Origin of the sequence: Streptomyces sp. NPDC005728, from assembly GCF_040630895.1 — a bacterium.
Lineage (GTDB): Bacteria > Actinomycetota > Actinomycetes > Streptomycetales > Streptomycetaceae > Streptomyces.
Genome location: NZ_JBEXYL010000002.1, coordinates 37887 through 53065, shown reverse-complemented (window position 1 = coordinate 53065; position 15179 = coordinate 37887). Strand labels below are relative to the sequence as shown.

Below are 15179 nucleotides of genomic sequence, written 5' to 3'. Positions count from 1 at the left end.
CCACAGAGCCTTGCAGCCCTTCCGACTGCTCAGAGGGCTTCGGCGTTGTGGGGAGCCCACAAAGGCGTCACCTGAGAGCCACCTCACATACATGGGTGGAACATGCCATCCCTGGAGTGACACGGAGCCTCAGACGGCGGTCCGCCGAGAGGACCTCCACGGTGTCGTCGGCCCGCAGGACCGAGCGCACGGGGCGGTCCCAGACGATCTCCAGCGGTGCGCCCGTGCGGGGCGGCTCGCTGACACAGAGCCTAGCGGTGCGGCCCCGGCGCCGGACGAGCACGCTCGCTCCGGCGGAGGCGGTCAGCTCGCCCACCGTACCGGCCTCCCAGAAGGCGGCGGCGGTCAGACCGAGCGAGGGAACGGCGACAGCCTGACGGCGGACGTCGTTGGCGAGCACGCGCAGCCAGTGGCGGTCGGCGGCCCGGGCGGCGACCTCCTCGCGGGCGGCGCCGGGCATCAGGACGTAGACGTACGTGACGTCGGCCGGATCGGTGCCGTGGTCGAGCCAGAGGGTCTGCCAGCGACGGGTGCGCCGCTCGGTCGTACTGCTGGCGTTGATGTCGGACCAGGCGCCGGTGCGGTCCTCACGAAGCGTGCGCAGGGCGCCGCCGCAGGGCAGGATCCAGCCGCCGTGGCCCTCCAGATGGGTCCAGCCGGGGCCGCGGTGCAGGGCCTGGGTGCCGCTCTCGCCGAGGTTGCGGTTGTCCACCACCGTCTCGACGGGGACGCCGTCCGCGCAGCTGATCCCGGCGCCGAGGCAGACGATCGCGTCGGCGAGGAAGAACCAGGACTTTCGGGCCCGGAGCGTCGAGCCGAGCCCCTTCAGATGCTGGCCGACCACCGCGAACTCACCGTCGGTCGTCCCGCCGACCCAGCGGACATCGGGCTTCGGGGCGCCCCACTCGCCGCCGGCCCGGTCCGGCAGGCGCCTGGTCGACACCGTGGTGCCGGGCAGGCGGTACCAGTCCACGGTCGGCCAGAACCAGTCTGTGTACTGATCGGACCGATCGCACCGAGCGGACCGATCAGACCGGCCGCTCGTCCCGGCCGGCCACCAGGTGAGCATCCCGGAGCCGGTGTGCCAGCCGCGCGGGTTCTCGCCGTTGCCGCACTCGTAGTGCGCGATGCGGTCACTGGCCAGGGAGAGTGCGGCGGTGAAGCGGGGGCGCCGGTGGACGGCCCGGTCCATGGCCGGAAAGAGCCGGTGCCCGAGGGGTTCCGGGCTCGCGGGTACGGCCGACTCGGCCACGGCGTGCAGCCGGGCGAGGTCGGCGATCCCGAACTGCTCCGCCGTCAGGAGCGGTGTCACGGTGTCCCGTTCGATCCAGCCCTTGATCCGGCCGTACCACCGCTCCCGTTCCCCCTCGCTCGCACCGCCCGCGAGCAGGGCGACGGCCGCGATCAGGCCCTGGCCGTGGTAGTGGTCGCTGCGCATGACGTGCAGGTCGTCGTCGCGCAGGCAACCCCGGCTGATGGCACGGCCGTTGACGCAGTCCATCACCAACCCGTCGTGGATCAGCGGTGCGTAGGCGTGCTCGACGCTGCCCAGGATGTTCTGCCGGGCCGGGTCGGTCACCTCCCAGGGCGAGCCGGCGAGCAGGGCGAACAGCCGCCCGAGGCCGTCGAGCAGGACCTGTCCGTACGTCCCGGAGTAGGCGACCCAGGTGTGCTGGACGAAGGAGCCGTCGGCGTAGAGGCCGTCGCCCCGGGTGACGTACGGGAAGACCGGTGCCAGGGCGTCCCGGGCGAGCGCGACGCGGTCGCCGGCCCGGCCGAGGATGCCGCGCAGGGCGACGGAGCGGCACAGGTCGACGCGGTTGGCGCCGGTGGAGGTGCCGGAGTAGTCGGTGAGCATCGCGTCGGGGATGAAGTGGTCGACGGCGGCACAGGCGGCCGCGACACGGTCCGCGCCGAGCCGGTCGTACAGGGCGGCCGTGACGTCCATGAGCAGCCGGGGGCTGCCGATCTGCCATTCCCACCAGTTGCCGTAGCGGGTGGTGGCCGGGTTGTAGACGGTGGCGGCGAGGTGGTCGAGGCCGCGCAGCACGTCGGCGAGGAGGGTGTCGTCACCGGTGGAGCCGGTGCCGGGCTGGACGTAGGCCTGGGCCATGGTCCATAGGCGGCCGTAGCTGAACGTGATGCCGGAGGGCGGGTCGAAGGGATGGCCGGGCCACAGGGAGGCGGGCGCGGGGGCCATGGTGGCCCGGAAGTCCCGTGCCAGTGACCCGAGCCGGCCGAGGCGGGAGGCGTACGGTTCGGCGGCCGCGTCGTACCCCGTGCCGAGGGCGATGTCGAGCCAGCGGCGGCGGAGGGTGTCGTAGGGATCGGCGGCTGGGGCCCCGTGGGCCGGGGGTGCCAGGGCAGCGGTGAGGGCGGCGGCCAGCAGGAGCACGCGCCGCGTCGGTCCGGTCGTACCCATGTCGCTGGTCACCGCCCCGGGTTCAGCAACCGCCGCAGTTGTAGTAGAGGACGTCCCAGTGGTTGCCCTCGTCGGCGTAGATGTTGCCGGAGCCGGACCTGTACTGCGGTGCGCCGTCGCCGCGCAGGCCGATGTAGGTGAAGTTGTTCTTGATGTACGACGTGACGCAGGTGTTCTTGCCGTAGTCGAGCTTGTAGCCGTTCCAGTGGGAGTACGTGCCGGAGGCGTGGCCGGTTTCCGTGCCGCCGGTGATGTTGAGGGCGCAGCCACTGGCCCGCTTGAGGGTCTGGGCGCCCTGCGCGGTGGCGAGGTTCAGCTGCTCGAAGGACGTACAGGTGGCGTTGTTCCGGTCGGAGCAGTTGCCCGAGGACGACCAGGTGATGCCGACGTCGCGGAACATCTGGGTGGCGGTGGCGTGGCTGATCTTGGTGACGGCGAAGGCGTCGGTGGCGGTGCCGACGACGGCGACGCCGGGGGCGACGACGAGGGCGAGCGCGGTCAGTACGGAGCGGACCTTCATGACCTTCGTGGCCTTCATGGGGACCCTTCCCTGCGGATGGCCGTGCTTCCTGTGGGTCGGCTGAGCAGGTGGTGCACGCAGATGGTGCCCGAGCGCTCCGCGCGTCCGCCAGAGGGCGTGCCCGGTTACTCCGTGCAACGATGACAACACACTGCGGATGATGTTGAAAATTGAACGGAATGGGTCTACCGTCGGGAGCGTTCGATTCGTTGAACATTAAACCGAGTACCCGACGCGGCTTCCCACCGGAGCTGCGCCCGTCCCCAAGGAGCACCTCATGGGCATCTTCGGCCGCAAGGACAGCACCCCCGCCGCCGCGGCGCCGACCGCCGTCAACCCCGACCTGGCCGCACTGACCGGCGACTACACGCTCGACCCGGCGCACACCACGATCGGCTTCGTGGCGCGCCACGCGATGGTCACCAACGTCAAGGGCAGCTTCCTGGACTTCAGCGGCAGCCTGCACCTGGACGGAGAGGACCCCGCCAAGTCCACCGCCACGATCGACGTCCAGATGGAGAGCGTGGAGACCGGCAACGCCGACCGTGACGGTCACCTGAAGTCCGCGGACTTCTTCAAGACCGACGAGTTCCCGGCGATGACCTTCCGCTCCACCAAGGCGGAGGCCCTGGGCGGCGACGACTACCGCATCACCGGTGACCTCTCCATCCTCGGCGTGACCAAGGCGATCACCATCGACCTGGAGTTCAACGGCGCCGCGAAGGACCCGTTCGGCAACGAGCGCGTCGGCTTCGAGGGCAGGACCGAGATCCTGCGCTCCGAGTGGGGCCTGACCTGGAACGCGGCGCTGGAGACCGGCGGCTTCCTGGTCTCCGACAAGATCAAGCTGAACTTCGACATCTCGGCGATCAAGAACGCGTGACCCTCGCGCATCCTGAGCACGCCCGCCCTCCGCTCCCCCGAAAAGAGAGGGCGGGCGCTCGCGCGTCCTGCCAGGATGGCGCCATGTCATCGGACTACGAGCAGGACGCACAGACCGACTGGGTCCACCTCACCTCGTACGAGAACCTGCCGGGGTGCCCCCGGCCCCCCGTCGTCCTCTTCGCCTGACTGCGGGAGCGCGGCATCGACTGGATGCCGTTCGCGTCGGAGGAGGTGCGGGTCGACCTCATGTGCCGCATGGACGAGGACGGGCACTGGCACGGCACCCTCGGCCTGAACGTGGACGCCCGGGCGCTGTGGCGGCTCGGGCTGCATCCGGACCAGCCGGCCTCCGTCGTCGACGCGCCTCCCCCGCCCGCCTGGTGGCACGCCGCCGGTGAACGTTACGCCCGCCGCTACGGCCGCTGAACCGGCAGCAGGAACCAGGACGCCGCGGGACGGGAGACCGAGGGCTGATCGCCGTGCGGCAGAATCCGCGCGGCGTCGCGTCTCAGAAGCCTCCGCCGAAGTCCCCTCCGCCGCCCCCGCCGCCGTCGAAACCGCCTCCGTCGCCGAATCCGCCGCCGAAGTCCCCGGGGTCGAAGTCCGCTCCGGACACGTCGCCGCCCTCGTAGCCGCCGCTGCCGAAGTCGCCGTAACCGGTGCCGTAGTCGGCCCCGTACGACGGTGTGGCCATCACGCTGCCGAGCAGGGTGCCGACGAGCAGGCCGGGCAGGATGCCGCCGCCGAAGTAGCCGCCCGCCCAGGGGCCGTAGGCCGGGCCCGCGTCCCAGTAGGGGCGGCGGCCGTAGTCGGTGTCGACCTCGCGGATCACCGGGTCCCGGCCGTCGGCCAGACGGGTGGCGTCGGCCGCGCAGACCGGGACCTCGCGGGCGGCGCCGCCGGGCGGGGTCCAGGCGGCGTCGGTGACGGAAGGGCCGTGGCGCGGGTCGAAGAAGCAGGGCGGGCGGCGCTCCGGAAGGGCCCGTCCCTCCCGGCGGGCGGCCAGTTGGGCGAGGGAGAAGCGGCCGTCCTCCAGCGCCTCGGTGACCGGGCGGACGTCCTCCGGTCTGCGGGCCTCGACCATGTACTGCTTGGCCTTCTCGTAGGCGTCCAGGGCCCGCTCGTAGTCGGCGCGCATGGCGTCGTCGGCGCCCGCCTCGGCCGGGTGGAAGTCCAGCCGGTCGAGTTCCTCGCCGAAGGCGGTGATGTCCTCGTCCACGACCACCCGCAGACGGTCCAGGGCGGCCCGCTGCTCCTCGGCGTGGCGGCGGCGGTTGCGGCGGACCAGGGCGTAGGCGCCCGCGCCGCCGGCCACCACGACCGCGCCCGCGGTGATCAGTGCCGTACCGGACACTCCCCCGCCCGAGCCGGAGGAGCCCCAAGATGCTGGGGCGTGGCCGCCCATGTTGGCCAGGGCGTGGTCGGTGAAGTCGGTGAGCTGGGTCTTGGTGCTCTCGCCCTGGACGCTGGTGACGAGGTTCTGCACGGCGCTGCGCGAGAGCACCGAGGAGTCGGCGCGGGCGTCGAAGCGGTCGCCCAGGCGTACGGCGTACAGGCCGGTGACGCCGGTGGCCGTGCGCAGGTCGGAGAAGAGGTTCCGGGTCGGGTAGCCGGCCGGCAGGACCGCGATGAACAGGGGTTTGTTCGCGCCCTTGATCTGTCGGGCGAGCGTCCCGGCGTCGGCGTCGGACAACTGGGCGGAGGCCGCCGGGTCGACGTAGACCGGGCTCTTGCGGAGGGCCTCGGCGATCGTGGAGACGCTGGTGGCCGCCATCGCGCCAGGGGTCAGCACGGTCACGATCACGAGCGTGAGGGCGGCCAGTAGCAGGGCTGGGAGGCTTCGGGTCCGCAGGACGGCCTTCATCCTTCGAAACTACCCGAAACCTCCCAGAAGGGGGCATGCCTTGAGGTCAGGCGAATGGGCTCAGGCCGCTGCCCGGTACGCCTGCGTCAGCTTCTGCACCGCCTTGCCGTACCTGCCGGTCAGCAGCAGATGGTCCGCGTCGGCGAAGGGCCCCGCCACCGCCTCCGTGATCCGCTGCCCCACCTTCTGCTGGACGATCAGCCGCGCCTCGGCGACCAGCTCCCGCCCGGTCCGGTCGGCCCCCGCCCGGTCGGCCGCGGTCGCCGCCAGGGCGAGCGCGCGCAGGGCCGTCGCGCCGCCCCGCGGGACCTGGGTGAGGGTGGTGAGGCCCCAGCCGTAGGGGAACTGGGGGTCGTACGACGCGTCTCCGACGTTGATCGGCAGCTGGGACTCGGACCTGGGCCAGGTGACCGGGAGCTGTCCGGTGAACGGGCGCCTGCCGTAGAGGACGTCGGCCACGCCCTCGCCCTCGGTGCCGGGCAGCCACGAGGCCACGAGCGCGTCGATCCCGCCGAGCCGGTCGCCGACCAGCTGCGGACGCCCGGAGACGATCAGCACCGCACACTTCATGGCCGCGCACACCTTGTCCACGGCGGCCCGGTCGGCGGCGGACAGCTGGAGCGAGTGACCGTTGCCGACGTCGCCGACGCCCTCGGCGTACGGGGTCTCGCCGACGACGACCACGCCGGCGTCGTAGCCGTCGGTCGGTGCGGAGGCGTCCTTGGAGTACGTGACGTTCCCGCCCGCCTCGCGCATGCCCTGGAGGATGGTCGTGCCCTTGGTGATGTTCCCGGAGGAGCCCTGCCAGGTGACGGTCCAGCCGCCGGTCTGGTTGCCGATGTCGTCGGCGTTGGACCCGGCGACGTAGACCTTCTCGCTCTTCTTCAGGGGCAGCAGCCCTCCGGTGTTCTTCAGCAGCACCTGGGACTCGGCGGCGGCCTGGCGGGCCACGGCCCGGTGCGCCGGGGAGCCGATCGCGGCGGCACCGGTCGTGTCGGCGTACGGGTGCTCGAAGAGGCCGAGCCGGAACTTCTGGTTCAGGATGCGGGAGACGGCGTCGTCGATCCGCTGCTCACTGATCCGGCCGGCCTTCACCTCGTCGACGAGGGTGCCGGTGAAATTCTTGTAGCTGTACGGGACCATCATCATGTCCAGTCCAGCATTGACCGACGTACGGACGTGCGACGCGTAGTCGCCGGGGAGCTGGTCGATGGCGTTCCAGTCGCTGATGACGAAGCCGTCGAAGCCCATGCGGTCCTTGAGGACCCCGTTGATCATGTCGGCCCGGGCGTGCATCTTCACCGGGCCCTGCCCGTCGCCGAGCACGTCCAGGGAGGAGTACGACGGCATGACCGTACCGACGCCCCGGTCCACGGCCGTCTCGAACGGGGCCAGGTGGACGGCCTCCAGCTGCTGCCGGGTGACCTTGGTGACGCCCTGGTCGATCTTGTACGTGCCGGTGGTCGAGGAGCCGTACTCGGTGCCGCCGTCGCCCACGAAGTGCTTGGCGGTGGCGAGCACCTTGTCGCCCCGGCTCAGGTCCTTGCCGTTCGCGCGCCCCTGGAGGCCCTGGACGACGGTCTCCATGGCCTCGACCAGCGCGGGGTCCTCGCCGAAGGACTCGTAGGAGCGGCCCCAGCGCTCGTCGCGCGAGACGCACAGGCAGGGTGCGAAGTCCCAGGGGACGCCGGTGGCCCGGACCTCGGCGGCCGTCACCGCACCGGCCTTCTCGGCGAGCCGGGAGTCACGGGTGGCGCCGATGCCGATGTTGTGCGGCATGACCGTGGCACCGACCAGGTTGTTGTGACCGTGGACCGCGTCGACGCCGTAGATCAGCGGGATCTGGAAGCGGGTCGCCTGCGCACGCAGCTGGAAGCCGTCGATCATCTTCGCCCAGGCCTCGGGGGTGTTGGGCGTGGGGGTCGAGCCGCCGCCGGAGAGCAGTGAGCCGAGGCCGTAGGCGGCGATGTCGCCCTGGTTCGTCAGGGCGCCGCGCTCGGCCTGGGTCATCTGGCCGGCCTTCTCCTCCAGGGACATGCGGCCGACCAGATCCGCGACCCGCTTCTTCACGGTCAACCGGGTGTCCAGGTACGGCAGTCCGTGCGCGTCGATGACGATCTGCGGGGTCTCGGCGGGGGCCTTGGCGCCGGTCACCGTGAGCTTGAGGGGGACGGCCTCGGCGGACTCGGCGGCCTTGTCCCTGAGGGTGGGCACGTCGATGGTCCGGGAGGCGCCGGAGGCGGTGCCGGCCGGGAAGGTGAGGGCGCCGGAGACCGGGGTGTAGTCCTTGCCGGGGCCGGCGGTGCCGTCCCCCGTGGCGTAGGTGACGGTGACCGGGTCGTCGAGGGGCTGCGCGCCGGTGGTGCCCACGGTGACCTCGACGGTGGCCGTGCCGCCCTCCTCGACCGGGTAGACGGCCGCGTCGGTGGTGACGGAGGCGCGCAGCGACTGGTCGGCCTTGCCGTACAACTCGACGCCGTCCATGGCGAAGTGGCCCTTGACGCCGACCGGGAGTGTGACCGCGTACCCCCACATCTGCGTCAGGCCGAGGACGTGGTCGATGCCGCCGACGGGCTGGTAGTCCGTGCGGTAGACGAAGTCGGTGAAGGGGATCTCGATCTGTTTCCAGCCGGTGAAGTCGTCGGTGAAGGAGGTCGTCCAGAGTTCCGAGGCCTCGCCGTTCGCACCGCCGTCCTTGATCTCGAGGGGGATCTTCCCGCCGTTGTTCTGGCCGTCCCACCAGAAGCGGATGCCGCGGTGGGCGGACCAGTCGTGGGCGGCCTCGCCGGCGGCGAAGTCGTGGGTGAAGCCGCCGTAGCCGCTGATGTCGTAACTGCCGGCGAGGACCTTGGCGCCCTCGGGGGCGTCGGAGCGGTCGGCCAGCTGGAGGGCCGGCGGATCGTCCGTGTCGCTTCCCCAGGTGAAGATGCCCTCGGCGGGCTGGGAGGCGAAGGGGACCTCGCCCTCGAAGCGGTCGACAGGGGTTGGTGCGGGTTCGTCGGCGGCCCGTGAGACGGCCGGCGACAGTAGTGCGGCGAACAGGGCGGTGCAGACGAGCAGGGCGGTTCTTGGCATGGACCTTCCCTCGACTCTCTGGTTCACTCGGGCTCCCACGGTTCACTCATGACTTAGATCACGTCGTGAGTTAACTAACGGCTCGCAGACCCGTCAAGACGTACCGTCAGGAAGGGCTACGCATCCATGAGGAGAACCCCCCGCGCACTCCGGCTGCTGCTGGCCGGTCTGCTCTCCGCGGCCGGCATCACCGCGGCCACCGTCCCCGCACACGCCGCGGGCGAACAGGTCACCGCCTGGCTGACCACCACCGACGACGCCGGCGGCCGCCACGTGGTCCGCGGCCTGCAGGCCCAGACACCGTTCGCCTTCCAGGCGGGCGCCGGCGGCAGCGGCGAGAACATCACCGTCGACGAGAACACCCGCTACCAGACCTTCACCGGAGGCGGCGCGTCCTTCACCGACACCGCGGCCTGGCTGATGAACAGCAGCGGGGCACTGTCCCAGGCCACCCGGGACGCGACCATGCGCAAGCTGTTCTCGCCGACGGACGGCATCGGGCTGTCGTTCCTGCGCAATCCGATGGGCGCCTCGGACCTGGCGCGGTACGGGTACACGTACGACGACGTGCCGGCCGGACAGACCGATCCGTCGCTCTCCCGGTTCTCCGTCGCCCACGATCTCGCGGACGTCGTCCCGCTGACGAAGCAGGCGCTCCAGCTGAACCCGTCGCTCACGGTGATGGCCTCGCCGTGGACGGCACCGGCCTGGATGAAGGACAGCGGCTCGCTCAACGGGGGCTGGCTGAAGGCCGAGGACTACGGCGCCTACGCCTCCTACTTCGTGAAGTACCTCCAGGCGTACCGCGACCAGGGCGTCGACGTCTCGTACGTCACCGCGCAGAACGAGCCGACCTGCTGCTCGGGCTATCCGTCGATGAGCTGGAACGCCGGCGGGCTGGCGTACTTCACCAAGAGCGAGCTGCTGCCCAAGCTGCAGGCGGCGGGACTGTCGACCAAGGTGCTCGCGCACGACTGGAACTGGGACGTCTACGACTCCTACGCGGCCCAGACCGTGGACGACGCGGTGGTCCGCAGCCACCCCAACTTCGGCGGGATCGCCTGGCACGGCTACGGCGGTGACGTCACCAAGCAGACCTCCGTGCACAGCCAGTACCCGACGCTGGACGCCTTCGGCACCGAGCACTCCGGCGGCACCTGGATCGCCGACCAGCAGCGCGAGGACATGAACAACATCGTCGACTACACCCGCAACTGGGCGAAGTCGGTGACCAAGTGGTCGCTGGCCGTGGACCAGAACATGGGCCCGCACAACGGCGGTTGCGGGACCTGCACGGGGCTGATCACCGTGCACAACGGGGACGGCGCGAGCGGGAGCGTCGACTACACGGTCGAGTACTACACGATGGGCCACCTCACGAAGTTCGTCCGCCCGGGCGCCCAGCGGATCGCCTCGACGGCCTCCTCGTCCGTGCCGAACGTGGCGTGGCGCAACCCGGACGGGTCCAAGGCGCTGATCGCGTACAACGACTCGACGACGGCCAGGACGGTGACCGTCAACTGGGGTTCACAGCACGCCACTTACGCGCTGCCCGGCAAGACGTCGGCCACCTTCACCTGGTCGGGGACCCAGTCCGGCGGGGGCAGTCGGAGCGGGTCCTTCGTGGGCCTCGGGGGCAAGTGCCTGGACGTGGCGGGCGGTGCGAGCGCGAACGGTTCGGCGGTGCAGCTCTACGACTGCAACGGGAGCGCGGCGCAGAAGTGGACGGTGCAGGCGGACGGGTCCGTTCAGGCGCTCGGCAAGTGCCTGGACGTGACGTCCGGGTCGACGGCGGACGGGGCGAAGGTTCAGTTGTACGACTGCAACGGAACCGGTGCGCAACGGTGGTCGTACAACGCGTCTACGGGGGACGTGGTGAACACGGCGGCGAACCGGTGTCTGGACGTCACGGACAACTCGTCGGCGAACGGGGCCAGGGCGCAGATCTGGTCGTGCACCGGGGCTGCCAACCAGAAGTGGAAGCTGCAATAGGGGGAGCCGAACCCGCAGGGGGACTGGGCTGAAACGCGCCGCCCCTCGCCCCCGACCACCAGGGGGCTCCGCCCCCTGGAACGCCGGCCGGGGCCGGTGCTCGGTGTGGTGGCTGAGGGGCGGTGGTTCAGTGGGTGCGGGACGATGAGGGGGACCGGCACGCCGCCGGACGCCCACGCCCGACGTTTCCGATCTGGAGTGCGACATGACCACAGCGCGGGACCTGCTGATCGTCGCCCTGGACGTGCCGTCCACCCGGACCGTGGCCCAGGGGGACCTCTCGCTCGCCCTCGCGGGAGCTGAGGTGCTCGACCTCCTCGAAGCCCAGGCCCTGACCCTCCGGGGCGATCACCTCGTCCCCTCCGCCGAGCGCGTCACCGGTGACCGTCTGCTGGACGAGGCTCAGACCCGGCTCGTGCGGCAGGAACCGTACGAGACCGTCGAGGACTGGCTGTGGCGCCGGGGGCGCGGGCTGGCCTCGGCCTACGCCGACGCCCTGGAGAAGGAGGAGGGGCAGGGCACCGGGAAGCCGCACCACTGGCTGCCCTGGCGCACCGAGCGCACCGCACCCACCGACTCGCCGGCATGGCGCCACGCGAGCGACCGCTGGAACGCGCACGAACCCGTCCTCGTGGACCTCGCGGCGGCACTCGGTATCCAGGACGCGCCGCCGGCCGAACGAACGGACCCCGACGCCACCCCCGACCCGGACACGCTGGAGACCGTCCTGGCCGCCGTCGGCGACGCCCTCACGGAACTGGAGGCCGTACGGCAGCGGCGGCGCATCGAGGAGGACGCGTTCGACAACGTCTGGCGTGCTCCCTGAGGCGGACTACTCGGCCGGCTCGACCCCGGCCCGCAGCAGACCGTAGGTGTAGGCGTCCTCCAGGGCCTGCCAGGAGGCGGCGATGACGTTCTCCGCCACACCGACCGTGGACCACTCGCCCGAGCCGTCGGAGGTGGAGATCAGAACGCGGGTGGTGGACGAGGTGCCGTGCACGCCCTCCAGGATGCGGACCTTGTAGTCCACCAGGTCCAGCTTGGCGAGCTGGGGGTAGATCTTCTCCAGAGCGACGCGCAGCGCCCGGTCCAGGGCGTTGACCGGGCCGTTGCCCTCCGCCGTCGCCACGATGCGCTCGCTCTTGGCCCAGAGTTTCACCGTGGCCTCGTTGGCGTGGCTGCCGTCGGGGCGGTCCTCGACGATGGCCCGCCAGGACTCGACCTCGAAGTACTTCAGGGGCCTGCCCTCGACCTCGGCGCGCAGGAGGAGTTCGAAGGAGGCGTCCGCGGCCTCGTAGGTGTAGCCCTTGAGCTCGCGCTCCTTGACGCGCTCGACCACGCGGCCGACCAGTTCGCGGTCGCCGCCCAGGTCGATGCCGAGTTCCTTGCCCTTCAGCTCGACGGAGGCGCGGCCCGCCATGTCGGAGACCAGCATGCGCATGGTGTTGCCGACCTGCTCGGGGTCGATGTGCTGGTACAGGTCCGGGTCGACCTTGATCGCGGAGGCGTGCAGGCCGGCCTTGTGCGCGAAGGCGGAGACGCCGACGTACGGCTGGTGCGTGGAGGGGGTGAGGTTCACGACCTCGGCGATGGCGTGGGAGATGCGCGTCATCTCGCGGAGCCGGCCCTCCGGCAGCACCTTCTTGCCGTACTTCAGCTCCAGGGCCGCGACCACCGGGAAGAGGTTGGCGTTGCCGACGCGCTCGCCGTAGCCGTTCGCCGTGCACTGAACGTGGGTCGCGCCCGCGTCCACCGCGGCCAGCGTGTTCGCGACCGCGCAGCCGGTGTCGTCCTGGGCGTGGATGCCGAGCCGGGCGCCGGTGTCGGCGAGGACTGTGGAGACGACCGCCTGTACCTGGGCGGGGAGCATGCCCCCGTTGGTGTCGCAGAGGATGACGACGTCCGCGCCGGCCTCCGAGGCCGTGCGGACGACCGCCTTCGCGTACTCCGGGTCGGCGCGGTAGCCGTCGAAGAAGTGCTCGCAGTCCACGAACACCCGGCGGCCCTGCTCACGCAGGTAGGACACGGTGTCCCGGACCATTTCCAGGTTCTCGTCGAGCGTGGTGCGCAGGGCCAGCTCCACGTGCCGGTCGTGCGACTTGGCGACCAGCGTGATCACCGGGGCACCCGAGTCCAGGAGCGCCTTGACCTGCGGGTCGTCGGCGGCCCTGGCGCCGGCGCGGCGGGTGGCGCCGAAGGCGACCAGCTGAGCGTTGCGGAAGTCGATCTCCTGCTGGGCGCGGGCGAAGAACTCGGTGTCCCGCGGGTTCGCGCCGGGCCAGCCGCCCTCGATGAAGCCCACGCCGAAGTCGTCCAGGTGCCGTGCGATGGCGAGCTTGTCCGCGACGGTGAGGTTGATGCCCTCGCGCTGCGCGCCGTCGCGCAGCGTGGTGTCGAAGACGTGGAACGAGTCGTCGAGCTCGCTGGTTGCCGTCTCGGTCATGGTCTCAAGGCTCCTGATTGTGGATCTTCGGTCTTACCGGAATGACCGGCTCCACCGTCCCCCCAATGGTCCCTCGCGCTCCGCTCCCGGCTGCAGGTGGGCCGGAAAACGAAAAAACCCCTCGCGGGTGCGAGAGGTCTGCGCGCGGGTCGAGGACGACGGTGGCCACCCGTACCTGGTCGTACGTGGTGGTCACTGCGGACCGGCGCGCCTGCTGCCAATAATCGTGGCGAACGAGAGCACGGAGGCAGTCTGGCACAGCGCTGCCCCGGCTCACCGACTGTCTCAGGATGCGGTCGTCAGGCGTCCGGCGTGAGAAGCGACTCCGCGAGGAACTCACGGACGTGGTCGATCACCTGCTCCCGGCCCGTGCCGCGCAGACCGACGGCGACATGGATGGAGAAGCCGTCCAGCAGGGCGCGCAGCCGGGCCGCGAAGCGGTCGGCGTCGACCGGGCGGAACTCGCCGCGCGAGACGCCCTCGGCGAGCAGCGCGACCAGGTCGCGGTGCCAGGCGCCCTCGATGGCGGCCTGCCGCTCACGGGCCACAGCGTCGGCGGCAGCGCTCTGCGAGCGGTTCCAGACCTCCAGCCACAGCGTCCAGTGCGGGTCGCGGTGGCCCTCGGGGACGTACAGGTCGACGTACGCCTCCAGGCGCTCACGGGCGGAGCCAGGGCGGGTGAGCAGGCGGCTGCGCTCGGCGCCCAGCCTGCCCTCGCTCCACTCCAGGGTCTGCAGCAGCAGCTCGTCCTTGGAGCGGAAGTAGTACAGCAGATGGCCGCTGCTCATCCCGACCTCGCGGCCGAGCCCCGCCATGGTGAGCTTCTCCAGACCGCGCTCGGCGATCATGTCCATGGCGGCGACGAGAACCTCCTCGCGCGGCGGCGCGTTCCTGCGCGCACGGGCCGCACCGGCCATCTGCTGCTCCTGTGTGTGTCAGACCTTCGGCTGTTGCTGGGTGATGCAGTGGATGCCACCACCACCGGAGAAGATCGTACGGGCGTCCACCAGGGTCACCGTGCGCTCCGGGAAGAGACGGCGGAAGATCCCGGCGGCGATCTCGTCGCGCGGGTCGTCGAAGCCGCACAACACGACCCCGCCGTTGCAGAGGTAGTGGTTGATGTACGAGTAGTCGGCCCAGTGGCCGTCGGCCTCCAGAGCGGTCGGGGCGGGCACCTCGACGACCTCCAGGGCGCGGCCGCGGGCGTCGGTCGCCGACCTCAGGATGCCTATGACCTCCTTGGTGACCTCGTGGTCGGGGTGGGCCGGGTCCGGCTGGTGGTGGGCGACGACCACACCGGGGCGGGCGAAGGCGGCGACGATGTCGACGTGGCCGAGGGTGCCGAAGCCGTAGGGCGGGTAGTCGCCGGTGAGGCCGCGCGGCAGCCAGATCGCCTTCTTGGTGCCGAGGTGGGCGTGGATCTCCGCCTCGACCTGCTCCTTCGTCCAGTCCGGGTTGCGCTCGGGGCCGAGCTGAACGGTCTCGGTGAGCAGCACGGTGCCCTCGCCGTCGACGTGGATCGCGCCGCCCTCGTTGACGAGGTTCGAGGCGTACGTCTGCGCGCCCGCGAGGTCGGACACGTACGCGCCGATCTTCGAGTCGTGTTCCCAGCGGGCCCAGTCCTGGGCGCCCCAGCCGTTGAACGTCCAGTCCACGGCGGCCAGTCGGCCCCGGCCGTCGGTGAGGAAGGTGGGGCCGATGTCCCGCATCCAGGCGTCGTCCAGCTCGCGCTCGACGGTGTCGACGTCCGGGCCGAGCAGCGCCTGGGCCTCCATGGCCTGGCCCGGGCCGCACACGACGGTCACGGGCTCGAAGCGGCGCACCGCGCGGGCGACCGACGCCCAGGCCACGCGGGAGGCGGCCAGGTCCTCGGGGTCGTCGAAGGTGGGGTTGGGACCCGGCCACGCCATCCAGGTGCGCTCGTGCGGGGTCCACTCGGCGGGCATGCGGAAGCCGTCGGCTGCGGGGGTGGTCATGG

Annotated in this window: 11 protein-coding genes; 4 read left to right on the top strand and 7 right to left on the bottom strand. The window is 71.2% G+C overall.

Annotated features, from left to right (window positions below; translation table 11 throughout):
* Positions 1 to 67: 67 nt before the first annotated feature.
* On the bottom strand, positions 68 to 2422 hold the full coding sequence (locus ABZ471_RS01970) for a polysaccharide lyase 8 family protein (RefSeq protein WP_359061794.1): 2355 nt from the start codon (positions 2420 to 2422) through the stop codon (positions 68 to 70).
* A 22-nt stretch (positions 2423 to 2444) separates the two neighbouring features.
* Positions 2445 to 2942: a hypothetical protein gene (locus ABZ471_RS01965; RefSeq protein ID WP_359061792.1), complete on the bottom strand. Its 498-nt coding sequence runs from the start codon at positions 2940 to 2942 to the stop codon at positions 2445 to 2447.
* A gap of 277 nt (positions 2943 to 3219) precedes the next feature.
* Here ABZ471_RS01965 and ABZ471_RS01960 point away from each other — a divergent pair, with 277 nt between their 5' ends.
* Together ABZ471_RS01960 and ABZ471_RS01955 are read left to right on the top strand one after the other, a co-directional pair.
* Positions 3220 to 3825: a YceI family protein gene (locus tag ABZ471_RS01960; RefSeq protein ID WP_359061366.1), complete on the top strand. Its 606-nt coding sequence runs from the start codon at positions 3220 to 3222 to the stop codon at positions 3823 to 3825.
* 212 nt (positions 3826 to 4037) lie between these two features.
* Positions 4038 to 4253, top strand: a complete 216-nt coding sequence (locus tag ABZ471_RS01955) for a hypothetical protein (RefSeq protein WP_359061364.1) — start codon at positions 4038 to 4040, stop codon at positions 4251 to 4253.
* Between the two features lie 82 nt (positions 4254 to 4335).
* Here the strand turns inward: ABZ471_RS01955 and ABZ471_RS01950 are convergent, their stop codons facing one another.
* Positions 4336 to 5691 carry a hypothetical protein gene (locus ABZ471_RS01950; protein ID WP_359061362.1) on the bottom strand — a complete coding sequence of 452 codons (1356 nt, stop codon included), beginning with the start codon at positions 5689 to 5691 and terminating at the stop codon, positions 4336 to 4338.
* A gap of 60 nt (positions 5692 to 5751) precedes the next feature.
* The gene (locus ABZ471_RS01945) at positions 5752 to 8766 is read right to left on the bottom strand and encodes a glycoside hydrolase family 3 N-terminal domain-containing protein (protein ID WP_359061360.1); all 3015 of its coding nucleotides are present in this window, start codon (positions 8764 to 8766) and stop codon (positions 5752 to 5754) included.
* 126 nt (positions 8767 to 8892) lie between these two features.
* On the opposite strand from ABZ471_RS01945, the gene ABZ471_RS01940 reads away from it, so the two are divergent.
* A complete protein-coding gene (locus ABZ471_RS01940; RefSeq protein ID WP_359061358.1) occupies positions 8893 to 10758 on the top strand; it encodes a ricin-type beta-trefoil lectin domain protein in 1866 nt (621 codons plus the stop codon).
* Between the two features lie 205 nt (positions 10759 to 10963).
* Positions 10964 to 11584, top strand: coding sequence for a GPP34 family phosphoprotein (locus ABZ471_RS01935; RefSeq protein WP_359061356.1), 621 nt, complete (start codon positions 10964 to 10966; stop codon positions 11582 to 11584).
* Between the two features lie 6 nt (positions 11585 to 11590).
* Here ABZ471_RS01935 and cimA read toward each other — a convergent pair whose 3' ends face one another.
* The 3 genes from cimA to ABZ471_RS01920 all read right to left on the bottom strand — a co-directional run bounded on the left by cimA (position 11591) and on the right by ABZ471_RS01920 (position 15177).
* Entirely contained in the window at positions 11591 to 13201 is a 1611-nt protein-coding gene (gene cimA, locus ABZ471_RS01930) for a citramalate synthase (RefSeq protein WP_359061354.1), read from the bottom strand.
* A 299-nt stretch (positions 13202 to 13500) separates the two neighbouring features.
* Positions 13501 to 14118: a TetR/AcrR family transcriptional regulator gene (locus ABZ471_RS01925; protein WP_359061352.1), complete on the bottom strand. Its 618-nt coding sequence runs from the start codon at positions 14116 to 14118 to the stop codon at positions 13501 to 13503.
* A gap of 18 nt (positions 14119 to 14136) precedes the next feature.
* The gene (locus ABZ471_RS01920) at positions 14137 to 15177 is read right to left on the bottom strand and encodes an agmatine deiminase family protein (RefSeq protein WP_359061350.1); all 1041 of its coding nucleotides are present in this window, start codon (positions 15175 to 15177) and stop codon (positions 14137 to 14139) included.
* Between the last annotated feature and the right edge of the window lie 2 nt (positions 15178 to 15179).